Raw genomic sequence first — 22,679 nt, 5'->3', positions numbered from 1 at the left:
GCTCTGGACAAGCCTCTAAGCCGGGAGCATGGACGGTATTCTCCTACCGAGTTCACCGATGACTTCTTTTCCAGCCGAGCGGATCGAAACGGCCAGTCTTAAGGGCATGGCGCTTGGCATCTTCGCCCATTCCTGCTTTTCCCTGCACGACGCCATGGTCAAAAGCGTCATTTCAGATTTGCCGGCGCCGCAGATCCTATTCGTCCGCAGCCTTGTCATCCTCGCCATCTGCTTCATGGTCGGGCGCCGAAACCTCTTTGCCGATCTTGTGGCATCTCCCAATCGCATGCTGATCTTGGGCCGAGGGCTGCTGACCCTTGCGGCGTGGACCATGTATTACAGCGCCGGTCGCGAGCTGCAGTTGGCCGAGATGACGACGCTCTATTATTTCGCGCCGGTGCTGACGACAATTCTTGCGGTGATCTTCCTCAAGGAGCAGTTGACGCTGGCGCGGATCGGGGCAGCGTCGATCGGCTTCTTCGGCGTGCTTGTGGCCGCCAATCCGGCTGGCTTTTCGCTCAGCCTTCCCGTCATCATGGTTCTGGCTGCGGCGCTATCCTGGGCCGTGGCGATGATCCTGATGCGCACGATTTCGAAAAGCGACAGCACTCTGGTTCAGGTTTTTGCTCAGAATCTGCTGCATGCCTTGGTGATGGGCGTCATTTCGGTGCCGCTTTGGCAGGCGATGGAAAGCTGGCACATCGCGCTTTGCATCGGTGCTGGCCTTGTAGGCGGGTGCGGACAATTCACCTTGGTGGAGGCCGCAAGGGTCGTGCCCGCCAGCGTGCTCGGAACGGTGGAATATGGAGCCCTGATGTGGAGCTTCATTTTTGGCTATCTGTTCTGGGCCGAAATGCCGGCGCCGACGGTCTATGTCGGCGCCTTCCTGATCGTTGCCGCAGGCCTGACGCTGGCGCTCAGCGAGCGGCGCAACCGCAGAGAAGTCGCGCAGGTGCCCTAGTTGCGGCGGCTGTGCTTGACGATCTCGATCGAATGCGTGCGGATCTTCTTGCGGAGCGTGTTGCGATTAAGGCCTAGCAAGTCTGCAGCCTTGATCTGGTTGCCGCCACAGGCGTTGAGCGCCATGGCGATCAGGGGCGCTTCCACCTTGTCGATCACGGCCTGGTACATGCCGTTTGGCGGCAGGTTCGGCTCATACTCGCGCAAAAGCTGGCCGACATGCGTTTCGACAGCCATCGAAATGTCGACGGGCCCTGCCCCGCCGGTGACCGCCGGGCGGTCGGCAATGTTGAGTTCGTTCTGAACGATTTCGGCGGAGATCTGCTCGTCTGCGTAAAGCGCGGAGAGGCGGCGGACGAGGTTTTCGAGCTCGCGGATGTTGCCGGGCCAGGAATAATTCTGCATCAGCCGAATGGCTTCGGGCGTCACGCTCTTGGCTGGTTCACCCTCGCGCTGCGCCATGCGCATGAAGTGCTGGACGAGATCGGTGATGTCATCGATACGCTCGCGCAGCGGCGGCAAGCGGATCGGGACGACGTTGAGGCGATAGTAGAGATCCTCGCGGAAGAGGCCTTGGCGGATCATTTGGCTGAGGTCGCGGTGCGTTGCCGCCACGATGCGAACATTGGTCTTGATGGCGTTGCGGCCACCGACCATGGTGTATTCACCTTCCTGCAGCACGCGCAGGAGACGGGTCTGGGCGTCCATCGGCATGTCGCCGATTTCGTCGAGGAACAACGTGCCGCCTTCGGCTTGTTCGAAGCGACCCGAGGAGCGGGTATTAGCGCCGGTAAAGGCCCCCTTTTCATGGCCGAAGAGCTCGGCTTCGATCAGGTCGCGAGGAATGGCGGCCATGTTGATGGCTACGAAGGGCCCGTTGCGACGCTTGCCGAAGTCATGGAGGGCGCGGGCGACCAGTTCCTTGCCGGTTCCGCTTTCGCCGGTGATCATCACCGTGAGGTCGGTCTGCATCAGGCGCGCCAGGGCGCGGTAGATGTCCTGCATGGCGGTCGAGCGACCCACCAGCGGCATGGTCTCGCCCGGCTCTTCCGCTTTGCGATCGGCGACAGTTGGCTTTTTGGCGTCGGCCAGAGCACGCGAAACGACGGAAAGCACTTCGGTGATGTCGAAGGGCTTGGGTAGGTATTCGTAGGCGCCTACTTCGGAGGCCCGGATGGCGGTCATGAACGTGTTTTGCGCACTCATGACGACCATCGGCAGGTCCGGCCGGATCTTCTTGATCTTGGCCATGACCTCGAAGGCATTGCCGTCGGGCATGGCCACGTCGGTGATCAGGATGTCGCCCTCGCCGCGGCTCACCCAATTCCACATGGTAGAGATGTTGCCGGTGGGGCGAACTTCGTAGCCGGCGCGCGTCAGCGCCTGGTTCAGCACCATGCGGATGGCGGCGTCGTCGTCAGCCAGCAAAACCACGTGACTCATTTGGCTGAACTTTCTTCGTCTTCGGAAGGTGTCTGGAAGGCGCCGCTCGCGACCGGCAGCAGAATTCGGAACCGGGTGCGGCCGGGGCGGCTGTCGCTGTCGATCACGCCGCCATGGTCGCCGATGATCTTGGCGACAAGCGCAAGTCCGAGGCCCGAGCCATTTGTCTTGGTTGTGACGAACGGATCGAACAGGAACGGCAGGATGTCGGGTGGCACGCCGGGGCCATTGTCCTCGATGACGATCTCGAGCGGCAATGAAATACGCTCGGAGACGCCAGCGACGCTGATGCGAATGCCAGGGCGGAATGCTGTCGAGATGCGAATTTCGGGTTTTTGTGTGCGCTCAAGGGCTTCGGAGGCATTCTTGATCAGGTTCAGGAAAACCTGGATGAGCTGGTCGCGGTTGCCATAAACCGGCGGGAGCGACGGATCGTATTCCTCGTAGAACGAGATGCCGCGGGCAACACCGTTGCGGGCGAGCAGCTTAACGCGATCGAGGATGACGTGGATATTGATCGGTTCGCGCTCCATCGGGCGCTCGTCGCCGAAGACTTCGACACGGTCGATCAGGTGCACGATGCGATCGGTTTCATCGCGGATAAGGCGGGCAAGCGGCACTTCTTCCGCGGGGACCGATTGCTCCAGAAGTTGCGCGGCGCCACGGATACCGGAGAGCGGGTTCTTGATCTCGTGGGCGAGCATGGAGGCGAGCCCGGTGACGGAGCGGTGTGCGCCGCGCGACACCATCTGCCGGTCTATCTTGTCGGCCATGGTGCGCTCCTGGATCAGGACCGCAACACGTCCATCCGTGTCGGAGATGGGGCTGGCAAAGACGTCGGCAATGCGTTCGTCGCCGAAGCGGGAGGAGCCGACGCGGACGCGATATTCGGTCATCGGTGCGCGACGCTGCACGACGCTTTCGACGAGGCTGATGATGGGCGAGCCGAAGGCGATGAGATCATCGAGCGTCTGACGTGTGAGGACACTGAGCGAGGCGCCGAAGAAGGCTTCTGCCGCGTAATTGACGAATTGGACCTGCCGGTCCTCACCGAGCACCAGAATGGGTTGCGGCAAGGCCTGCAGCACGGCACGGGCCGGAACCGAGTCGATGTCCATCAGCATCGCCGTATTCATGCGGCGGCACTCCATTCGCCTGAAAAGAGCGTGCCGATCAGGGCGAGCACGGCTTTGGGATCTTCGTTGTCGAGCAGTTGCCGACGGGTGGGTTTGTCGAGGTTGAGGTTGGCCGCCTCGGCATACCAATCGAGATGCTTGCGGGCGGCGCGGAGGCCGACTTCCTTGCCGTATTCGATCAGCATGTCGTCGTAGTGCTGCTGGATCAGCTCAGCAAGCTCAAGGCCTTGGGGAGCCTGGGATGGCTTTTGTCCGTCCAGCATGGCGCCGATCTGGCCAACGCGCCAAGGCTGGCCTTGAGCGCCACGACCGAGCATGACGGCAGCAGCACCAGACTCCTGCAAAGCCGTAGCAGCATCCTCGTGATCAAGAATATCGCCGTTGACGACGACCGGCACATCTACCGCTTCAACGACTTGCCGCACGAGGGACCAGCGAGCGTGGCCCTTGTAGAACTGCTGGCGGGTGCGGCCATGGACGGTGATCATCTGCGCGCCGGCGCTGACCGCGAGCTGTGCGATTTCCGGTGCGTTGAGGCTGTCGTCGTCCCAACCGAGCCGCATCTTGACGGTGACCGGCTTGCTGGTCGCGCCCGAGACTGCCTCGACGATCGCGAGCGCCTGGTCTGGCACGCGCATCAGGGCGGAACCAGCATAGCCGTTGGTGAGCGCTTGGCGGGGCAGCCGAAATTGATGTCGATGATGTCGGCGCCGCCCGCTTCCGCGATGCGCGCGCCTTCCGCCATCCAGACCGGTTCGCAACCGGCAAGCTGGACCATGTGCGGCAGAGTGCCGGACTTGCCGAGCTTGCGAACCATGTCCTGGTGACCGGTGGTGAGGGCCGCGCTGGCGACCATTTCCGAAACCACGAGGCCGGCACCGAAGCACTCAGCGATCTCGCGGAAGGGCCGGTCGGTGATGCCAGCCATGGGTGCGAGAATGGCTCGGTTGCGGAGGGCGTGACCGCCGATGCTCAATGTGCGGGCATTCACTGCCAACGACTGCCCCAGAATTGTTCAGCGATTAAGTTCTGCCCGCACAATAATCATTTGGTTGATTGGTGCAACGGGTTCTCCAGCGTTCGGCGGTGGAAATCAGCCCTGCTCTTGCCGCATGCCGAGGCGGCGGTTAGAGCATGAGCCTTACGACATTTCGATGCGAGTGCCCAAGTTTATGCCAGCCAGGTCGATAGCCGTGATCATTGTTGCGGCGGGCAAGGGCGAGCGTGCCGCTGGCGGCCATGCTGATCCCAAGCAGTATCGGAAAGTCGGTGGGCGTGCGGTGTTGCAACGGACCATCGAGGCGTTCCTCGCGGTCGAGGCGGTGACGCAGATCGTTCCCGTGATCCATGCGGACCATGCCGAGAAGTATAGAGCTCTGGGCCTAGATGATCCTCGGTTGCTGGCGCCGGTGACGGGTGGCGCAAGCCGGCAGGCTTCGGTGCTCGAGGGCTTAAAGGCCTTGGCGCCGTCGCGGCCGGACCGGGTGCTTATCCAGGATGCGGCACGGCCGTTTGCGTCGGCCAAGCTGATCGGCGAGGTCATTGCGGCGCTCGATCAGCATGATGGCGCCCTGCCCGTTTTGCCGGTGACCGATACGATCAAGCGATCGCTCGATGGCATCTCTGTAAGTACGACGGAAGATCGCCAGCAGCTTTTTGCCGCGCAGACGCCACAGGGGTTCCGCTTCGGACCGATCATTTCGGCCCATATGCGCAGCGGCACGGTGCGGCGGGAGTTTACCGACGATGCCGAGATCGCCGAATGGGCGGGATTGAGGGTGGCCATGGTCGAGGGCGAACGGGACAATATCAAGATCACCCATCCCGAGGATTTTGCCCGGGCCGAACGCATTCTTCAAGGACAGAGCAGAATGGAAACCCGCATCGGCACCGGCTATGACGTGCATCCATTCGAGCCGGGCGATGGCGTGTGGCTTTGCGGGGTCAAGATCCCGCACCATGCCAAGCTGCAGGGCCATTCGGATGCCGACGTTGCGCTGCATGCGCTAACCGACGCCATTCTCGGGTCGATCGGCGAAGGCGATATCGGCATGCATTTTCCGCCCAGCGACATGCAGTGGAAAGGGGCGGCGTCGAGCGTCTTCCTGCGCCATGCCGGCGAGCTGGTGAAGCAGCGGGGCGGTCGGATCGTCAATCTTGACGTGACAATCGTTGCGGAAGCGCCGAGAATTGCAAAGCATGTGCCCGCCATGTGTGCAGCGATCGCTGAAGTTCTCGGTGTTTCTGCAAGCCGCGTGGCGGTAAAAGCAACAACAAATGAAAAGCTCGGGTTCATCGGGCGGGAGGAAGGGATCGTGGCCATAGCGAGTGCAAGCGTGGAAGTGCCGGGGCTCGACTGATGACCATCAAGACCCAGGCCGTGCCGCCTCTCAACCAGCAGATCATCGACCTTCTCGCCGAGCGCAATTTGACGCTGGTCACTGCCGAAAGCTGCACTGGCGGCATGATCGCCGCCGCGCTGACGGATGTGGCGGGTAGCTCGGCCGTGTTTTATGGCGGCTATATTACCTATGCCAACACGGCCAAGTCGCGCATGATCCAGGTGCAGCCACGGCTGATCGGCGACTATGGCGCAGTCAGCAACCAGGTGGCGCGGGCGATGGCCGATGGCGCGCGCAACACGGCAAAGGTCGACTTGGCGGTTGCGGTGACCGGCATTGCCGGTCCGGATGGCGGCACGGAGAAGAAGCCGGTCGGCCTCGTCTATGTAGCGGTGTCTTCGGACCTTGCGACCGTGGTGATCGAGCATCGGTTCGGCGATCTAGGCCGCGATGCGATCCGGCGCGCGACGGTGGATGCGGCGCTTGACCTGGTCATGCAGGTGCTGACCAGCGAGCCGGACTGAAGGGTTCAAAGAACGTTCCGCCTGCCTCTAGGCAGGCCGAAGCGCCGGTCGGGGCTGGCGCCGGTTGATGATCAGGTGATGGAGCCCCGAGACGGCTTTCGCCTCGTGAATAGTTTTATATGTGAGACGCAAGACGTCTCGGAGCGCCGGGTTTTCTGGCAGGCAGCGTCTTAGGGGAAGATTTCGCCTCCCCGTCCACGGACCCAGACTCCGTAACGATACAGAGTCCTCCCGGCTGTCGCCGGACGGTTGATCGTTGCAACCCCATCTCCACCCGGCTGATGGGGTGAATGTAGCGGAGGAGTCTGGGGGAGAGGACAAACGGGATAGATTGAGTTCGTGAAGAGGCCGACACCCCCTTCCGAGCTGCGCTAAGGCGCGGGGTGCCTAAGCTTTGCTTGCCTTCCCCTCAAGGGGAAGGTGAACGGGGTGGCTGTGGCACTATCGTGGACAATGCACGATGCCCACCTTCCCCCTCAGAGGGGAAGGCAAGCATAGCTTGGCGACGGAGGAGCCTAGCGGCGCTAGGAAGGGGTGTTTTGCTCGTATCAGGCGCCAAACCGTCGATCGGCCTCGTCAATAAAAGCCTGCATAATTTCTTCCTGCTTCATGGCGAAGGCCGGTTCGGCAATGGCGGCGATGAAAGGGTTGGAAATCTTGAAGTCGATCTCGAAGCGGACGCGCGTGCCCTGCCCTTCGGGGTCGAAGCTCCAGACGGAGTCGAGGTAGCTGAAGGGGCCGTCGACCGCCTTGGCGCGAACGGTGCGCGCCACCGGGTCTAGGGTCACGCGGCTGGTATAGGCCTGGGTGATGGGGCCGAAATAGAGCGTCATCTTGGCGAGCTTGACGTTCGTGCCGGCAGGCGCCGCCGGCTCCGGACGGAGGTCCATTGCCCGGCAGTTGGGGATGAAGCGCGGATAGTCTTCCATGTCCGACACGATCTCGAACATGCGTTGCGGCAGGTGCGGCACGTGCCGCTCGAAAAAACGCTTCATTCAGTGGCCGAGCCTTGCCATACGGGCCGCTCGCAGCTGGGCGAAGTCTTCGCCGGCATGGTGGGACGAGCGGGTCAGCGGGCTCGAGGACACCAGAAGGAACCCCTTGGCCGTCGCAACGGTGGCAAAGGACTTGAATTCTTCCGGCGTCACAAAGCGCTGCAGCGGATAGTGCTTCTTGGTTGGCTGCAAGTACTGGCCGATGGTCAGGAAATCGACTTCTGCGGAACGGAGGTCGTCCATGAGCTGGAGCACTTCGTTGCGCTCTTCGCCCAAGCCCACCATGATGCCGGACTTGGTGAAAATGGTGGGATCGAGTTCCTTGACCCGCTGCAGCAGGCGGATCGAGTGGAAGTAGCGGGCGCCGGGGCGGACCTTCAGGTACTTGCTCGGGACCGTTTCGAGATTGTGGTTGAAGACGTCGGGCTTGGCGGCGACGACGATTTCGAGGGCGCCATCCTTGCGCAGGAAGTCCGGCGTCAGGATTTCGATCGTGGTGCGCGGATTGCGGGCGCGGATGGCCCGGATGACGTCGGCAAAATGCTGCGCGCCGCCATCGGCCAGGTCGTCGCGGTCGACCGAGGTGATAACGACGTGTTCAAGACCGAGCTTTTCGACGGCCTTGGCGACGTTTTCGGGTTCGTTCGGATCGAGCGCGGTCGGCAGACCGGTGCGGACGTTGCAGAAGGCGCACGCGCGAGTGCAGATTTCGCCCATGATCATCATGGTCGCGTGCTTCTTGCTCCAGCACTCGCCGATATTGGGGCAGCCGGCTTCCTCGCAGACGGTGACGAGGCCGTTCTCGCGCACGATCTGCTGGGTTTCCTTGTAGACCGGCGAGCCGGGCGCCTTGACGCGAATCCAGTCCGGCTTGCGCAGGACGATGCTGTCGGGGCGGTTGGCCTTTTCGGGATGCCGCGGGCGGGCATCGATGTCGATGAGCGTGACCATGAAAGTCCTTGCTGGGCAGGTGCCCGTTATATCGCTCCCTTGGGTGGCCGGTTCAACCCGCCCTACCCTCGTGCTTACGTTCTATGCGTCAGCCGATGACCTCGGCGACCTCGACCCAATCGCCGCCGCGGGAGGCCGAAAGGATCGATGCCTGCACGAGGGCCAGCGAGCCGAGATTGTCTTCGCCGGAGCTGAAGCCGACCGGGATTTCGCCGGTTTCGATAACACGGGCGATGGTGGACAGCGTGCCGGTGCGGTCCGGGTATTGGATTGCGTCGAGCGCGACCGGTTCGACCTCGCCGTCGAGCGGACGCAGCGCCAGCTTTTCGGGGCCGCGCTTGTCGCGGAAATGATGCGGGAGGTCCAGGAGATGGTGCCCTCAGCGCCGTCCATGACCCATTCGCCGGCCCAGGGGTGACCGGCTGCGAGCTCATCCAGCTGGCGCGATAAGTGACCATGGTGCCCTTGGCAAATTCGATGGTGACGACGCCGGTGGGATCGAATTGGAAGGGGCTGCCGGGCGGGTTCCAGGTGCGGGCGGAAAGGCGCTTGGCCTCGTCCCCGAGCACATAGCGCATGAGGTCGAAATGGTGGATCGACATATCCGCAAGCAGGGGGTCGGGCATATCCCAATAGCGGTAGCCCTGGCTCGGACCGTGGCGGCGGAAATCGATGGACACCATGCTGAGCGGGCCGAACTTTCCGGACGCCACGAGCTTGGCGGCAGCGATCGGCGCCGGCTGGTGGCGATAGTTCTGGCTGACCATCAGGAGCTTGTTCTGCGCCTTGGCGAGCGCCACCAGCTCCTTGCCCTGGGCAATGGTGGTGGTGAAAGGCTTTTCGACCAGAACATGGAGGCCGAGCTCGAGGCAGCGCTTTACGACCGGGTAATGCGCCTCGGTGCGCAGGGTGCAGATGGCGAGGACAGCCCCTGCCCTGTGGGCCGCGTCTTCAAGGCTCGAATAGCAAAGCTTGGGGTCGATGCCGAGTTCGGTCTGGACGCGCTGCTGCGCCTCGGGGCTCGTATCCACATAGCCCACCATCTCGACACTGGGAACATTGGGGATAACGTCCTTGGACCAGCTAAAACCCCAGGCTCCGAGCCCGATCTGAATGGCTTTGACCATGTGGATAACTCCTTTCGGAACACCTCATTAGACCTCATCCTGAGCTTATCGAAGGACGAGATCGTGGCAGGATCGGTGTGCCCAACCTCGTAATTCGACGGGCTCACAATGAGGTCTAATCGGCTAGATATTCAATGCCCGTCCATAGGCATCGAGGACGCTTTCCTTCATCGTTTCAGAAAGCGTGGGATGCGGGAAGATGGTGTGGATCAACTCTTCCTCGGTGGTTTCGAGGTTCATGGCCACCACGAAGCCCTGGATCAGCTCGGTGACTTCGGCACCGACCATGTGAGCGCCGAGAAGCTCGCCGGTCTTGGCATCGAAGATGGTTTTCACGAGGCCATCGGGTTCGCCCAGGGCAATGGCCTTGCCGTTGCCGACGAAGGGGAAGCGGCCGACCTTGATCTCGCGACCGAGTTCCTTGGCCTTGGCTTCGGTGAGGCCGACGGAGGCCACCTGTGGCTCGCAATAGGTGCAGCCGGGGACCTTGGTCTTATCAAGGCCATGGACGTTGAGGCCGGCGATTCTTTCAACGGTGATGACGGCCTCGTGCTCGGCCTTGTGCGCCAGCATGGGCGGGCCGGCAACGTCGCCGATGGCCCAGATGCCGTCGATATTGGTTTTGCCGTAGTGGTCGATGACAATGGCGCCGCGCTCGGTCTTGACGCCGACCGTCTCGAGGCCGAGGCCTTCAATGTTACACTGAACGCCGACGGCGGAGATCAGTTTGTCGCTGGCGACCTGCTGGGTCTTGCCGTCCTTGGTCTCGACATGCGCAACAATGCCGGAGACGGTTTTCTCGACCTTGGCGACCTTGGCTTCGGTCAGGAACTTGATGCCGCGCTTTTCGAGGCGCTTGCGCGCGAGGCCGGAGATTTCGGCATCTTCGACCGGCAGGATCTGCGGCAGGAGTTCGATGACGGTGACGTCGGCGCCGAGCGAGCGGTAGAAGGAGGCAAATTCGATGCCGATGGCGCCTGAGCCCATGACGACAAGCGACTTGGGCATTTCAGCCGGCTTCAGCGCTTCGAAATAGGTCCAGATCTTGTCTCCGTCCGGCTCGATGCCCGGCAGCACGCGCGGGCGGGCGCCGGTGGCGATGATGATGTTCTTGGCCTTGTAGGTGCCTTCGCCGAGCGCGTTCTTGGGCACGGGACCCTGAGGCTGCACCACCGGCTTCTTGCTGGGCGCGACCTTGATCTCGCCGGGCTTGGTTATGGTAGCTTGCCCCAGATGATGTCGATCTTGTTCTTTTTCATCAGGAACTGAACGCCATTGTTCATTTGCGCCGCGATGGCTCGCGAACGCTTGACGATGCCGTCGAGGTCGAAGCCGAACTGGGTGGCGGTGAGGCCATAATCCTTGGCGTGGCTCATGTGGCCGTAGATTTCGGCCGAGCGCAGCAGCGCCTTGGTGGGAATGCAGCCCCAGTTGGAGCAGATGCCGGCCATGTGCTCGCGCTCTACGATGGCCACCTTCATGCCCAGCTGAGCGCCGCGAATGGCGGCGACGTAACCGCCGGGACCGGCGCCGATGACGAGAAGATCGTATTGGTCAGCCATGGTTTATTCCTTCACCATCAAGAGCCAATTGCTGCCGTCCTGCTTGCTGTCGGGAAAGGGGACGATCGGACGGCTGTCGCGTACAACGAAACCGCGGCCCTCATATAATTTGCGTGCACCGCCGTTGCCGTCGTCGACGACGAGGGCGAGGCCCCGGGCGTTCGTGCGGCGCGCTTGCTGGTCGGCATGTTCGAGGAGGGCCGAGCCCGCACCCTGGCTGCGCCAGTTCTTGTGGACACCGAGCATGGCGACATACCAAAGCCCGGCGCTTTCGGCTTCGAGTTCCTGCAGGGGCACAAGGGGCGCCCAGAGGTTTGGGGGCGCCGGCTGGCGGGCGTCCGGCTTACGGTAGCCGAGGATCATGCCGGCGACTTCGCCATTGGCCTCTGCCATGAAGGCGTCCGACCAGGAAAAAGTACCGTCTTCACTGAGGAGATCGAGACGACCGACCTCGATCGGGCCCGAGACTTCGCCGGCCTGCTCGTCCTTTTCTTCTTCCCACATGTCGCCATGCACCGCGATGCTGATCAGCAGCGCGATCTCGGCGGCGTCGGACTTGCGGGCCGGCCGGATGTCATAGGGGATGGTCATCGCCCTGCCTTAAGCCAGCATCATCACCGGGTTTTCGATCAGGCCTTTGAACACGCCCAGCACCTCGGCACCCAGGGCGCCATCGACGGCGCGGTGGTCGCAGGAGAGCGTGGCGGTCATGAACTGGCCGATCTTGATCTGGCCATTTTCGGGATAAACGCGCTCTTCACCGGCGCCGACCGCAAGGATGGTGCCATGCGGCGGGTTGATCACGGCGGCGAAGTGCTTGATGCCGAACATGCCCAGGTTCGAAACCGAGGTCGATCCGCCCTGGTATTCATGCGGCGCGAGCTTCTTGTTACGGGCGCGGGTGGCGAGGTCTTTTACTTCCTCGGAAATCTCGCGCAGGGTCTTGGTGTCGGCCGATTTCACCACCGGGGTGAAGAGACCACCGGGCACCGAAACGGCGACCGCGACGTCGGAGCGCTTGTGATAGAGGATCGAGTCGCCGGCCCAGGTGGCGTTGGCGGTGGGCACACGCTGCAGCGCGATGGCCCAGGCCTTCATGATGAAGTCGTTGACCGAGAGCTTGTAGGCGGGCTTGCCGTCCTTGGACTTGGGGGCACCGGCATTGATCTGCTCGCGGGCGGCCATCAGCGCGTCGATCTTGCAATCAAGCGTCAGGTAGAAGTGCGGAACGGTCTGCTTGGACTCGGTCAGGCGGGCGGCGACGACCTTGCGCATGCCGTCATTGGGGACGACTTCGTAGGTGCCTTCCTCATAGAGCGCCATGACCTGGTTTTTGCTCATGCCGGTAGCCGGCGTGGCAGAAGTCGCGGCTGCGGAGGCTGGGGCAGATTTGGTTGCGCCCTTGCCGGCCTTTGCCGCTTCGATGTCGGCCTTGACGACGCGGCCCTTAGGACCGGAACCGGCAACGGTCGAGACGTCGATGCCGGCGTCCTTGGCGAGACGACGGGCCAGCGGGGACGCGAAGACACGACCGGCTTCGGCTTTAGCTGGTGCAGGAACAGGCTTGGGAGCGCTCGAACCGCTATTGCTGTTGCCAACAGGGTCGGTGGAGGTTGTCGACGTGCCCTTGTCATATTGCAGCGTGCCGGCATCGCCCTTGGCAGTTTCGGCCGCTGGCGCTTCCGATTTGGCTTCAGGCTTGGGCGTTTCTGCCGGCTTGGAGCCGATAGAGGCAGCATCTTCGCCGTCTTGCAGCAGCACGGCGATGACGGCGTTGACCTTAACGCCTTCCGAGCCTTCGGCGACGAGGATCTTGCCGATCTTGCCTTCGTCGACGGCTTCGACTTCCATCGTGGCCTTGTCGGTTTCGATTTCGGCGATCACGTCACCGGAGGAGACGCTATCTCCTTCCTTGACGTGCCACTTGGCGAGCTTGCCCTCTTCCATCGTCGGGGAGAGCGCCGGCATGGTGATATCGATTGGCATCCCGGATCTCCCTAAGACCGATACGTCACGGCGTTGACGGCCGCGATCACTTCATCAACGTTGGGCAGCGCCAGCTTTTCGAGGTTGGCGGCGTAGGGCATGGGAACGTCCTTGCCGGTGACGCGCAGGACCGGGGCATCGAGATAGTCGAAAGCCTGTTCCATGACGCGGGCTGAGATGTCGGCGCCGATGCCGTTCTGCGGCCAGCCTTCTTCGACGGTCACGAGGCGGCCGGTCTTCTTGACCGAGGCGATGACCGTATCGATGTCGAGCGGGCGCAGGGTGCGCAGGTCGATAAGTTCGACGTCGACGCCGGCGCCAACCAGCTTTTCAGTCGCCTGGGTCGCGTAGCGCATGCCCATGGAGAAGGAGACGATGGTCACGTCCTTGCCTTCGCGAGCAATGCGGGCCTTGCCGATCGGCAGCACGAAATCGTCCATCTTGGGGACAAGGCCGGTGGAGCCGTACAGGATTTCGTTTTCGAGGAAAACGACCGGGTTGGGCGAGCGGATGGCGGCCTTGAGCAGGCCCTTGGCGTCGGCGGCGCTATAGGGCGCAATCACGGTGAGGCCGGGAACCGAGCTGTACCAGGCCGAATAGTCCTGGCTGTGCTGCGCACCGACACGAGCGGCAGCGCCGTTGGGGCCGCGGAACACCATGGGTGCGGTGACCTGGCCGCCGGACATATAGAGCTGCTTGGCGGCCGAGTTGATGATCTGGTCGATTGCCTGCATGGCAAAGTTCCAGGTCATGAATTCGACGATCGGCTTGAGGCCGGCAAAGGCGGCACCCACGGCAAGACCGGCAAAGCCATGCTCGGTGATCGGCGTATCGATGATGCGTTCGGGGCCGAATTCTTCCAGCAGGTTCTGGGTGATCTTATAGGCGCCCTGATACTGGGCGACTTCCTCGCCCATGACGAAGACGTCCTTGTCGCGGCGCAGCTCCTCGGCCATGGCTTCGTTGAGCGCCTGACGGACGGTCATTTCGACCATTTCCACGCCTTCGGGAAGATCGGGATCGCTCTGCGCCGTGAACTTGGGGGCTTCGGCGGACGAAGACTTGGGCTCGGCGTGGGTGGTGGCGACGACCGGCGACTCCTTTTCCGGGTCCGAGGTCGAAACCTGGGCGGCGGGCCGATTGCCTTCGCCCACTTCTTCGCCTTCGCCCTGAATGAAGGCGATCGGGGCGTTGACCTTGACGCCTTCGGTGCCTTCTTCGATCAGGATTTCGCGGACCACGCCTTCATCGACCGACTCGACCTCCATGGTCGCCTTGTCGGTTTCGATTTCGGCCAGGACGTCGCCGGACTTGACGGTGTCGCCGACCTTGACCAGCCACTTGGCGAGCTTGCCTTCTTCCATGGTGGGCGACAAAGCGGGCATCAGGATTTGGGGCATATCAGCTCTCCAGCGAGGTCGCGCCGGGCATGGTGGCCACAGAGCGGAGATTGAGGTTTGTTGCGGCGGCAAGACCGCCATCAGAACGTTGGCTGGTGGCCCAGCCGCTAAGAATCAGGCCGAAGACGACAAAGATCAGGCAGGCGATGACGGCGCGCTTGTAGATGTTAACCCGGCTGGCTTCGGCAGCGCCGGCGCGCTGCTCGATTTCGCCGAAGCGCCACCAGCCCAGAAGCCAGCCCCGCCATTGCCCGGCGGGCACGCGGTTGATCGCCACGGCCTGGGCCGCGGCAACAGCCCCGGACAGAACGGCAAACACCATTACGACGCCAAGCAGAATGCTCATCGAGGCGGCTATGCTTCGATCGTGATATCGGTCCAAAGCTCGGACGGGTTGGGCTCGGGATCGTTGGTGGCGAAATCGGCGGCCTCGGTGACGATGGCGCGGATTTCGGTCTCGATATCCTTGAGCTGTTCCTCGGTGATCTTGCCACCTTCGAGGAGACGAGCACGAACCTGCTCGATCGGATCGCGTTCCTGGCGATACTTGGTCACTTCGTCCTTGGTGCGGTACTTGGCCGGATCGGACATGGAGTGACCGCGATAGCGGTAGGTCAGCATTTCAAGGATGTAGGGACCCTTGCCGGAACGGGCATGTTCGATGGCGCGCTGGGCGGCATCGTAGACCATGCGCACATCCATGCCGTCGACCTGCTCGCCAGGGATATCGAAGGAAGCGCCGCGCATGGAGAAATCAGTCGTCGCAGCGGCGCGTTCGATCGAGGTGCCCATGGCGTATTTATTGTTTTCGATGATGTAGACGACCGGCAGGTTCCAGAGCTTGGCCATGTTGAAGCTCTCGTAGACCTGGCCCTGGTTGGCCGCGCCGTCGCCGAAATAGGCGATCGAAACGGAGCCATCGCCCTTGTACTTGCTGGCAAAGGCAAGGCCGGTGCCGAGCGAGGCCTGGGCGCCGACGATGCCGTTGCCGCCATAAAAGCGATGCTCGTTGGAGAACATGTGCATCGAGCCGCCCTTGCCCTTCGACAAGCCGCCCTGGCGGCCGGTGAGCTCAGCCATGACGCCCTTTGGATCAAGACCCATGACCAGCATGTGGCCGTGGTCGCGATAGCCGGTGATCTGGGCATCCTTGCCCTTTTCGGAGGCCATGGTGATGCCGGTGACGACGGCTTCCTGGCCGATATAGAGGTGGCAGAAGCCGCCGATCAGGCCCATGCCATACATCTGGCCGGCCTTTTCCTCGAAGCGCCGGATCAGCAGCATTTCGCGGAACGCGGCGAGATCCTGCTCCTGGGTGAACTGGGGAACGTTGGGCTGCGTGGTGGCCTTGGTGGCCGTCGCATTGCGCGCCATGATGCACTCCGCTTAAGATCAGGAAACCGCTAGGGGCCAATCAGGCCATGCGGCGCACTATACTGCAAGCTTTGTGGCAATAACATTGCGGCCGCAGCCAGTGCCATAAGCGACTAGAGCGTTGAATCCGCTTGTATTATCTGCATTAACTGATCATCGATTAATTCTTCGAATTGACCAGATATTGGTTTACCGCTCTTTGGGTCGACCATGATCAGCAAATCGTCGGCATGCGCCATATTGAGCAAAGCGCGTGCGCGCTCGGTGACGAGATCAGGATCGAGGTGCTTGGGGTTCATCAGGTTGACCCGATGCTCGAAGGCGTCGATTTCGGCCTGGAGCGCGGAGCTGCGATCCTGCAGAACTTCGATATCGGCTTCGATCTGGGCTCGGTTTTCGATGCCGAACTGCCCGTTGAGCGCCGAATAGCCGAGGTAGCCCTGGCACGCGAGCAAGGTCACCGTCAGAGCCAGCGGTCGCCAGATGGATGGACGTTTAAGACGGGTGGGCATTGGCGAACCAGGTAGAGACGGTTCACTATGGCTGAGAATGGGTTAAGGGCGGGTTGAAGCGCTAGAGCGCGACGTAGTCTATCTCTTGAAAACTTGCCACTTCCGGCACCCAGCGGTCACGCACGAAGCCCACGTGGTCGGGATGATCGTTGTAGGCCGCGTAGGCTGCCTGGTCGGCGAATTCCATGGAGAAGCCGAAGGCGTAATTGGCCTTGGGGCTGACTTGCCGGAGGCGCTCGAACTTCTCGACGCCGGGAATATCGGCCAGCACCAGGGCGGCGTCGAGGAAAGCCTGTTCGTCAGCTGAGCCCGATGCGTGCTTGAGGCTGAAGACGACGGTGTGGCGGATCATGCTTCGGCACCCACGGCTTCATTGGCGGCAATGGCAGCCATGTTGACGATGCCGCGGCTGGTGACGGACGGGGCAAGGATATGGGCCGGCGCGCGGGTGCCCATGAGGATGGGGCCGACGGCGAGAGCGTTGTTCATTTCCTTGAGCAGCGTCATGGAAAGGTTGGCAGCATCGAGATCGGGGAAGATCAGGAGATTGGCTTCGCCTCGGAGTGCTGTGTCCGGGATGTAGCGCTCGCGCAGCGTTTCGTTGAGCGCCAGGTCACCCTGCATTTCCCCTTCGACGATGAGGTCGGGCGCGGCGGCTTTGAGCTTTTCGTAGACCTCGCGCATCTTGTAGGCGCTGTCGCCGTCGCGCGAACCGAAGTTCGAGTAGCTGAGGAGCGCGGCGCGGGCTTCCAGGTTGAAGCGCTTGAGGTGGTCGCGGGCCTGGAGCGCGATGGAGACGATCTCGTCGGCGCTGGGGTTCTGATTGACGTATGTGTCGGTGAGGAAGAAGGCGCCGCGCGGCATGATCAGCATGGAAAGCGCTGACGCGTCGCTGACGCCGTCCTGCAGGCCGATGATCGAGCGGATGTCGCGGACGTGCTTGATGTAGCGACCCTGGAGGCCGCAGATCAGGCCATCGGCTTCGCCGCGCTTGACGGCCAGGGCGCCGATGACGGTGGTGTTCGTGCGAACGATGGTGCGGGCGGTGTCGGGCGTGACGCCGTTGCGGCCGACCAGCGAATGGAAAAGGCTGACATAATCGCGGTAGCGCGGATCGTCTTCGGGGTTGATGACCTCGAAATCGACGCCTGGGCGGATGCCGAGACCGAAGCGTTCGATGCGGGCTTCGAGCACTTGCGGGCGGCCGATCAGGATGGGGCGCGCAATGCGCTCTTCGAGCAATACCTGGGCGGCGCGCAGCACGCGCTCGTCCTCGCCATCGGCAAAGGCGATGCGCTTGCCCTGCCCCTGCGCGCGGTCGATGATCGGCTTCATGACGAGGCCAGAGCGGAAGACGAAGCGGTTGAGGCTATCGAGATAGGCGTCCCAATCTTCGATCGGCTTCTTGGCGACGCCGGACTCCATAGCCGCACGGGCGACGGCCGGCGCGATGCGCAAGATCAGGCGCTGGTCGAAGGGATTGGGAATGATGTGCTCGGGACCATACACGGCCGGCTGGCCGGAGGGCGACACTTCGAGTCCCGGCTCATGCGCCAGCTTGGCGATGGCGCGCACGGCAGCGAGCTTCATTTCTTCATTGATCGTCGTCGCATGCACATCGAGCGCGCCGCGAAAGATGAAGGGGAAGCAGAGGACGTTGTTGACCTGGTTGGCGTAGTCCGAGCGACCGGTGCAGACCATGGCGTCGGGGCGCGTGGCCTTGGCGAGTTCGGGCATGATCTCGGGGTTGGGATTGGCCAGCGCCAGGATCAGCGGCTTGGGCGCCATCTTGGCCAGCATTTCGGGCTTGAGCGCACCGGCAGCGGAAAGGCCGAGGAAGACGTCGGCGCCGTCGATGACTTCCGCCAGCGTCGTCGCTTCGCTGACACGGCGGAATTGACCGCGCCACTTGTCGTTGACGTCATTGCGCTTGTGGGTGACGAGGCCATCCTTATCTGCAACCCAGATGTTTTCGTATTTGGCGCCCAGGGCGACAAGGACGTTGAGGCAGGCAATGGCCGCTGCCCCTGCCCCGGATGTGCAGATCTTGACGTCTTCGATGCGCTTGCCGGAAAGCTCGAGACCGTTGAGGACGGCGGCGCCGACGATGATGGCGGTGCCATGCTGATCATCATGGAAGACCGGGATCGGCATGCGCTCGCGCAAAGCTTCCTCGATCTCGAAGCAGTCGGGCGCGCGGATGTCTTCGAGATTGATGCCGCCGAAGGTGGGCCAGAGCGGCGCCACGGCTTCGATGAACTTGGCCGGATTGATCTCGTCGATTTCGAGATCGAAGACGTCGATGCCGGCGAACTTCTTAAAGAGGACGGCCTTGCCCTCCATCACCGGCTTGGAGGCCAGCGCACCGATATTGCCCAGGCCGAGAACGGCGGTGCCGTTTGAGATGACGGCGACGAGGTTCTGGCGCGAGGTGTAGCGGGCGACTGATTCCGGATTTTCTGCGATTTCCTCGCAGGGCGCAGCGACGCCGGGGGAATAGGCGAGCGCCAGGTCGCGCTGATTGCCGAGCGGCTTCAGCGGCTGGATCTCGAGCTTGCCAGGCTTGGGAAACTCATGGAAATGCAGCGCCGCCTCACGAAGCACCCTGCGCTGTTCGTTGATGTCGCTCGACATGCGAAACCTTCCTCCGGCCTAGTGGTCGCGTACGTGCCACCAAATGCGAGGAATGAAAAGTGCTCGCCAGCGAAATACGACTTTAAGCGGCCTTGGCAGCGGGGGCGACGATGCGCGGCTGCGGGCTGGTGGTAGCATGGAGGGCCAGCGCCAGGTCCTTATAGGCACCGATCCTGAGTGCGGGGGCGAAGATATAGCCCTGGGCATGAAGCACGCCGCGGGAACGCAGGTATAGCGCCTGTTCTTCAGTCTCGACGCCTTCGGCAATGATTTCGCAGTCAAGATCCTTGCCCATGGCGATAAGGCCATCGAGCACCGGGACCTGGGTGGTGCCGGGCTTGATCATGTCGACGAAGATGCGGTCGATCTTGATGACATCGACGCCAAGCGTGGCGAGGTAGGCGAGGTTCGAGTGACCCGTGCCGGCGTCATCCATGGCAAGGCGGGCGCCGAGGGCATGGAGGCCGGAGATGACGCTGGTGGTGACGCTGGAATTGTTGAGCGGGCGGCGCTCGGTGATTTCGAACACGAGCTGACGGAAGCTGATCGGTGAGGAGCCGAAGATTGCCTGCACGTCCTCGACGATGCCGACGTCGCGGAAGTGGCCTTCGAAGAGGTTGATGGAGATCTTCATGTCGGGGATGGTTTTGGAGAGCTCCCCGAGGTCGTTGCGGACTTGCTCCATCAGCGACACGGTCATCGGAATGGCAAGGCCCGTGACTTCGGCATAATCGATGAAGGCGCCCGGTGGGATGACCTGGCCGTTCTTCTTTTCCCAGCGGCAAAGGACTTCGCAGCCGACAAGGCCGCCGGTGCGCAGGTTGATGACCGGCTGGTAGTAGGGCTTGATCTCGTTGCGCTCGATGGCGCGTTCGAGATTGAAGGCCGGCACGCGGGAGCGGCGCACGTAGCGGAGGCTGAAAAGGAGGAAGGCGGCGCTGGCGATGCAGGCAAGGACGGTGAAGGCGACGTCGAGATCGGCATAGCCGGCTCGGGCCATGGCGAAAGGAACGGCTTCTTCGACGCGGATCGGGAATTGGCCGGCGTAACCCTGGGCGCTGATATAGTCGGCATTGCTGTCACGGCGGTCGAAGGCTGCCGGATCGCCGATGGTGACGATGTCGAGCCCGTTGGTCAGCGTCACGCGCATCATGGCGGCGGGGCGCATGGTGGCGGAGATGGCCGCTTCGCTTTGGCCGAGGAGTGGCACGAACGCGGAGATGCGGCGGGTCTCGCCGAAGGTCTGGGTGATCTTGAGCGCTGGCATGGCCATGTCGCCAAATTTTACCACCGAGATGGTTTCGGTGAGGCCCGGTACCGGCAGGGGCTGGCTTAGGGGCGAGTGGCTGACAATGCGGCCATAGGCGTCGCAATACTGCACGCCATCCATGTTCTCGACCAGGAACTGCTTGATGTTGATGCTGCTTTCGATCGCAGCCTGGGCATTGGTAACGAAGGTCGGGGTGCAAAGCGAGGGGCTGTCGGCGATGACCTTGCGCAGCGCCGACACGGCGTCCATCGCCGAGGCGTCGATATGGGCGCTGACCGTCGCCACATACTCCTGGACGACAGCCTTTTCGCGATAGCGGATATAGGTATCGAGCAAATAGTCCACGGCAACGATCGGCGCGAACGCCAGGATGGCGCCGATCAGCATCAGGACATTGGTCAGCTTTGACTTCACGCCGCGAATCCGCCCGGAACTTTGTTTCCGAGGATTAGCGCCGCAGGCTTTAACGGACGATTAATGCTGGTTAATCGCCGCTAACCATGATGGGGCCCGTGGCCCCACCATGTGGTTCAAGTCAGCTCTGGACGTTGAGACGGATGCTCAACTCACGCAGCTGCTTGTTGTCGGCCGGGCTCGGCGCGCCCATCAACAGGTCTTCGGCCTGCTGGTTCATCGGGAAGGCCGTTATTTCGCGCAGGTTCGCGACACCGCAGAGCAGCATGACGATGCGGTCGATACCGAAGGCAGCGCCGCCATGCGGCGGGGCGCCATACTGGAAGGCACGGTAAAGGCCACCGAACTGTTCCTCGACCTCGGCCCGGGACTTGCCGGTGAGCTCGAAAGCCTTGACCATGGTTTCGGGCTCCTGGTTACGGATCGAACCGGAGGCGATTTCAAAGCCGTTGCAGACGGCGTCGTACTGGTAGGCCTTAAGCGAGAGCGGGTCGGGACCGTTGAGGCCTTCTATGCCACCCTGCGGCATGGAGAAGGGGTTGTGCGCAAAATCGATGCGCTTTTCTTCCTCGCTCCATTCGTAGAACGGAAAGTCGACGATCCAGCACAAAGCATACTGTTCGGTGTCGACGACGCCGAGATCAGTACCGACCTTGGTGCGGGCCTCACCAGCAAACTTGTAGAACTTTTCCGGGCGGCCAGCGACGAAGAAGACGGCATCGCCGTCGTCGAGGCCAAGCTGCGCCTTGAGTGCGGCGGTACGCTCTTCACCGATATTCTTGGCAATCGGGCCAGAGCCCTGCCCTTCCTTGAAGAAGATATAGCCAAGGCCGGGCTGTCCTTCGCCCTGCGCCCAGGCGTTCATGCGGTCGCAGAAGGCGCGGCCGATCGGCTCCGCGCCGGGCTTGTTCCTGGCCGGAATGGCCCAGACTTCGACCTTTGGATCGGCTTCGATCTGGTTGGCGAATACCTTGAAGCCGGAGCCGGCAAAATGCTCGGTGACGCCTTCGATCTCGATCGGGTTGCGCAGGTCCGGCTTGTCGGAGCCATACTTGCGGATGGCCGTGTCGTAAGGGATGCGCGGCCAGTTGCGGGTGACGCGCTTGCCTTCGGCAAACTTTTCGAACACCTCGGTCATCACCGGCTCGACCGTGGCCCAGATGTCTTCCTGGGTAACGAAGCTCATTTCGAGGTCGAGCTGATAGAATTCGCCCGGCAGGCGATCGGCGCGCGGGTCTTCGTCTCGGAAGCAGGGCGCAACCTGGAAGTAGCGGTCAAAGCCGGCGACCATCAGAAGCTGCTTATATTGTTGGGGCGCCTGCGGCAGGGCAAAGAACTTGCCGGGATGAATGCGGCTGGGCACAAGAAAGTCGCGCGCGCCCTCGGGCGAAGACGCCGTGAGAATCGGGGTCGAGAACTCGGTAAACCCTGCCCCACCCATGCCAGCGCGCATGGCCGAAATGATCTTGGTGCGTTTGACGATGTTGTTGTGGAGCTTCTCGCGGCGCAGATCGAGGAAGCGATAGCGCAGGCGAATGTCTTCGGGATATTCGGCATCGCCAAAGACCGGCAGCGGCAGTTCCTTGGCGGCGGACAGCACTTCGATGTCGCGGATGAAGACTTCGACGGCGCCGGTCGGGATGTTGGTGTTCACCGCAGCGGCGTCGCGCAGCTTCACCTCGCCATCGATGCGCAGCACCCATTCCGAGCGCACCTTTTCAGCCGCCGAGAAGGCAGCAGAATCAGGGTCGATGACGCATTGGGTAATGCCATAGTGGTCGCGCAGGTCGATAAAGAGCAGGCCGCCATGGTCGCGCACGCGATGCACCCAGCCGGAGAGGCGCACGCTATTGCCAGCATCATTCGCCGTCAGAGCGCCACAGGTGTGGGAACGGTAGCGATGTAGGGTCATGATGTGCTCGAAACGCTAGGAAAAAGGCCAGATTCTCGGGCGGGAAAAGCGCATGGCAGTCCCCGCTTGTCAAGCGAGGCGGCATACCGGCTTTAGGCCGCTAACCGCAAGGGAAATCCGCGGTAGTGCTCGGGCGC

At 62.3% G+C, this 22,679-nt stretch carries 18 protein-coding genes and 2 pseudogenes; 3 read left to right on the top strand and 17 right to left on the bottom strand.

From position 1 onward, the window contains the following. Nucleotides 1–58 precede the first annotated feature (58 nt). Nucleotides 59–961 (top strand): DMT family transporter, encoded by a 903-nt coding sequence (locus G5575_RS08050; protein ID WP_164533889.1) that lies wholly within the window; start codon nt 59–61, stop codon nt 959–961. Here the strand turns inward: G5575_RS08050 and ntrC are convergent. The 3 genes and pseudogenes from ntrC to dusB form a co-directional block, all read right to left on the bottom strand. Next, nucleotides 958–2,403 carry a nitrogen regulation protein NR(I) gene (ntrC, locus tag G5575_RS08045; protein ID WP_164533888.1) on the bottom strand — a complete coding sequence of 482 codons (1,446 nt, stop codon included), beginning with the start codon at nt 2,401–2,403 and terminating at the stop codon, nt 958–960. The genes G5575_RS08050 and ntrC overlap by 4 nt on opposite strands. Continuing rightward, complete coding sequence (locus tag G5575_RS08040; protein ID WP_164533887.1) at nt 2,400–3,539, bottom strand: two-component system sensor histidine kinase NtrB; 1,140 nt, start codon at nt 3,537–3,539, stop codon at nt 2,400–2,402. The genes ntrC and G5575_RS08040 overlap by 4 nt, the downstream gene beginning before the upstream one ends. After that, nucleotides 3,536–4,467, bottom strand: a pseudogene (gene dusB, locus G5575_RS08035) (tRNA dihydrouridine synthase DusB). Before dusB ends, G5575_RS08040 begins: the two are co-directional and overlap by 4 nt. A gap of 226 nt (nt 4,468–4,693) precedes the next feature. On the opposite strand from dusB, the gene G5575_RS08030 reads away from it, so the two are divergent. Both G5575_RS08030 and G5575_RS08025 read left to right on the top strand, forming a co-directional pair. After that, on the top strand, nt 4,694–5,899 hold the full coding sequence (locus G5575_RS08030) for a bifunctional 2-C-methyl-D-erythritol 4-phosphate cytidylyltransferase/2-C-methyl-D-erythritol 2,4-cyclodiphosphate synthase (protein ID WP_164533886.1): 1,206 nt from the start codon (nt 4,694–4,696) through the stop codon (nt 5,897–5,899). Beyond that, complete coding sequence (locus G5575_RS08025; RefSeq protein WP_164533885.1) at nt 5,899–6,405, top strand: CinA family protein; 507 nt, start codon at nt 5,899–5,901, stop codon at nt 6,403–6,405. The genes G5575_RS08030 and G5575_RS08025 overlap by 1 nt, the downstream gene beginning before the upstream one ends. 548 nt (nt 6,406–6,953) lie before the next feature. Here the strand turns inward: G5575_RS08025 and G5575_RS08020 are convergent. From G5575_RS08020 to aspS, 14 genes and pseudogenes are all read right to left on the bottom strand, one after another. Then, nucleotides 6,954–7,400 (bottom strand): type II toxin-antitoxin system RatA family toxin, encoded by a 447-nt coding sequence (locus G5575_RS08020; protein ID WP_164533884.1) that lies wholly within the window; start codon nt 7,398–7,400, stop codon nt 6,954–6,956. Further along, a complete protein-coding gene (lipA, locus tag G5575_RS08015) occupies nt 7,401–8,351 on the bottom strand; it encodes a lipoyl synthase (protein ID WP_164533883.1) in 951 nt (316 codons plus the stop codon). A 74-nt stretch (nt 8,352–8,425) separates the two neighbouring features. Further along, on the bottom strand, nt 8,426–9,478 hold the full coding sequence (locus tag G5575_RS08010) for a Gfo/Idh/MocA family protein (RefSeq protein ID WP_164533882.1): 1,053 nt from the start codon (nt 9,476–9,478) through the stop codon (nt 8,426–8,428). Between the two features lie 123 nt (nt 9,479–9,601). After that, a pseudogene (gene lpdA / locus G5575_RS08005) lies at nt 9,602–11,040 on the bottom strand (dihydrolipoyl dehydrogenase). 3 nt (nt 11,041–11,043) lie between these two features. Then, nucleotides 11,044–11,631, bottom strand: a complete 588-nt coding sequence (locus G5575_RS08000; protein WP_164533881.1) for a GNAT family N-acetyltransferase — start codon at nt 11,629–11,631, stop codon at nt 11,044–11,046. 9 nt (nt 11,632–11,640) lie between these two features. Further along, nucleotides 11,641–13,026: a pyruvate dehydrogenase complex dihydrolipoamide acetyltransferase gene (locus G5575_RS07995; protein ID WP_164533880.1), complete on the bottom strand. Its 1,386-nt coding sequence runs from the start codon at nt 13,024–13,026 to the stop codon at nt 11,641–11,643. An 11-nt stretch (nt 13,027–13,037) separates the two neighbouring features. Beyond that, a complete protein-coding gene (locus G5575_RS07990; protein ID WP_164533879.1) occupies nt 13,038–14,426 on the bottom strand; it encodes a pyruvate dehydrogenase complex E1 component subunit beta in 1,389 nt (462 codons plus the stop codon). 1 nt (nt 14,427) lies between these two features. Continuing rightward, nucleotides 14,428–14,772 (bottom strand): hypothetical protein, encoded by a 345-nt coding sequence (locus tag G5575_RS07985; RefSeq protein ID WP_164533878.1) that lies wholly within the window; start codon nt 14,770–14,772, stop codon nt 14,428–14,430. Between the two features lie 8 nt (nt 14,773–14,780). Then, nucleotides 14,781–15,800, bottom strand: a complete 1,020-nt coding sequence (gene pdhA / locus G5575_RS07980; protein ID WP_164533877.1) for a pyruvate dehydrogenase (acetyl-transferring) E1 component subunit alpha — start codon at nt 15,798–15,800, stop codon at nt 14,781–14,783. A 113-nt stretch (nt 15,801–15,913) separates the two neighbouring features. Beyond that, nucleotides 15,914–16,261 (bottom strand): FtsB family cell division protein, encoded by a 348-nt coding sequence (locus G5575_RS07975; protein WP_164533876.1) that lies wholly within the window; start codon nt 16,259–16,261, stop codon nt 15,914–15,916. Nucleotides 16,262–16,373: 112 nt separating this feature from the next. Further along, nucleotides 16,374–16,664 carry a Dabb family protein gene (locus G5575_RS07970; protein ID WP_164533875.1) on the bottom strand — a complete coding sequence of 97 codons (291 nt, stop codon included), beginning with the start codon at nt 16,662–16,664 and terminating at the stop codon, nt 16,374–16,376. Beyond that, nucleotides 16,661–18,946 (bottom strand): NADP-dependent malic enzyme, encoded by a 2,286-nt coding sequence (locus G5575_RS07965; protein WP_164533874.1) that lies wholly within the window; start codon nt 18,944–18,946, stop codon nt 16,661–16,663. The genes G5575_RS07970 and G5575_RS07965 overlap by 4 nt, the downstream gene beginning before the upstream one ends. 82 nt (nt 18,947–19,028) lie before the next feature. Then, nucleotides 19,029–20,630 carry an EAL domain-containing protein gene (locus tag G5575_RS21655; RefSeq protein WP_164533873.1) on the bottom strand — a complete coding sequence of 534 codons (1,602 nt, stop codon included), beginning with the start codon at nt 20,628–20,630 and terminating at the stop codon, nt 19,029–19,031. Between the two features lie 121 nt (nt 20,631–20,751). After that, nucleotides 20,752–22,542, bottom strand: a complete 1,791-nt coding sequence (aspS, locus tag G5575_RS07955; protein ID WP_164533872.1) for an aspartate--tRNA ligase — start codon at nt 22,540–22,542, stop codon at nt 20,752–20,754. Between the last annotated feature and the right edge of the window lie 137 nt (nt 22,543–22,679).

The organism is Devosia aurantiaca (genome assembly GCF_011058215.1).
GTDB classification, from domain to species: Bacteria; Pseudomonadota; Alphaproteobacteria; order Rhizobiales; family Devosiaceae; genus Devosia; species Devosia aurantiaca.
Note: the sequence above shows the minus strand (reverse complement) of the source record. Positions and strands in the feature narration are given on the sequence as shown.

Bases quoted from the DNA above. Each gene is read 5' to 3' on its own strand.
- ntrC (WP_164533888.1), bottom strand. From the start codon at position 2,403: ATGAGTCACGTGGTTTTGCTGGCTGACGACGACGCCGCCATCCGCATG.
- G5575_RS08000 (WP_164533881.1), bottom strand. From the start codon at position 11,631: ATGACCATCCCCTATGACATCCGGCCGGCCCGCAAGTCCGACGCCGCC.
- lipA (WP_164533883.1), bottom strand. From the start codon at position 8,351: ATGGTCACGCTCATCGACATCGATGCCCGCCCGCGGCATCCCGAAAAG.
- G5575_RS07965 (WP_164533874.1), bottom strand. From the start codon at position 18,946: ATGTCGAGCGACATCAACGAACAGCGCAGGGTGCTTCGTGAGGCGGCG.
- G5575_RS07995 (WP_164533880.1), bottom strand. From the start codon at position 13,026: ATGCCAATCGATATCACCATGCCGGCGCTCTCCCCGACGATGGAAGAG.
- G5575_RS08050 (WP_164533889.1), top strand. From the start codon at position 59: ATGACTTCTTTTCCAGCCGAGCGGATCGAAACGGCCAGTCTTAAGGGC.
- G5575_RS08030 (WP_164533886.1), top strand. From the start codon at position 4,694: ATGCGAGTGCCCAAGTTTATGCCAGCCAGGTCGATAGCCGTGATCATT.
- G5575_RS08040 (WP_164533887.1), bottom strand. From the start codon at position 3,539: ATGAATACGGCGATGCTGATGGACATCGACTCGGTTCCGGCCCGTGCC.
- G5575_RS07970 (WP_164533875.1), bottom strand. From the start codon at position 16,664: ATGATCCGCCACACCGTCGTCTTCAGCCTCAAGCACGCATCGGGCTCA.
- G5575_RS08020 (WP_164533884.1), bottom strand. From the start codon at position 7,400: ATGAAGCGTTTTTTCGAGCGGCACGTGCCGCACCTGCCGCAACGCATG.
- G5575_RS08010 (WP_164533882.1), bottom strand. From the start codon at position 9,478: ATGGTCAAAGCCATTCAGATCGGGCTCGGAGCCTGGGGTTTTAGCTGG.
- G5575_RS07985 (WP_164533878.1), bottom strand. From the start codon at position 14,772: ATGAGCATTCTGCTTGGCGTCGTAATGGTGTTTGCCGTTCTGTCCGGG.
- pdhA (WP_164533877.1), bottom strand. From the start codon at position 15,800: ATGGCGCGCAATGCGACGGCCACCAAGGCCACCACGCAGCCCAACGTT.
- G5575_RS08025 (WP_164533885.1), top strand. From the start codon at position 5,899: ATGACCATCAAGACCCAGGCCGTGCCGCCTCTCAACCAGCAGATCATC.
- aspS (WP_164533872.1), bottom strand. From the start codon at position 22,542: ATGACCCTACATCGCTACCGTTCCCACACCTGTGGCGCTCTGACGGCG.
- G5575_RS07990 (WP_164533879.1), bottom strand. From the start codon at position 14,426: ATGCCCCAAATCCTGATGCCCGCTTTGTCGCCCACCATGGAAGAAGGC.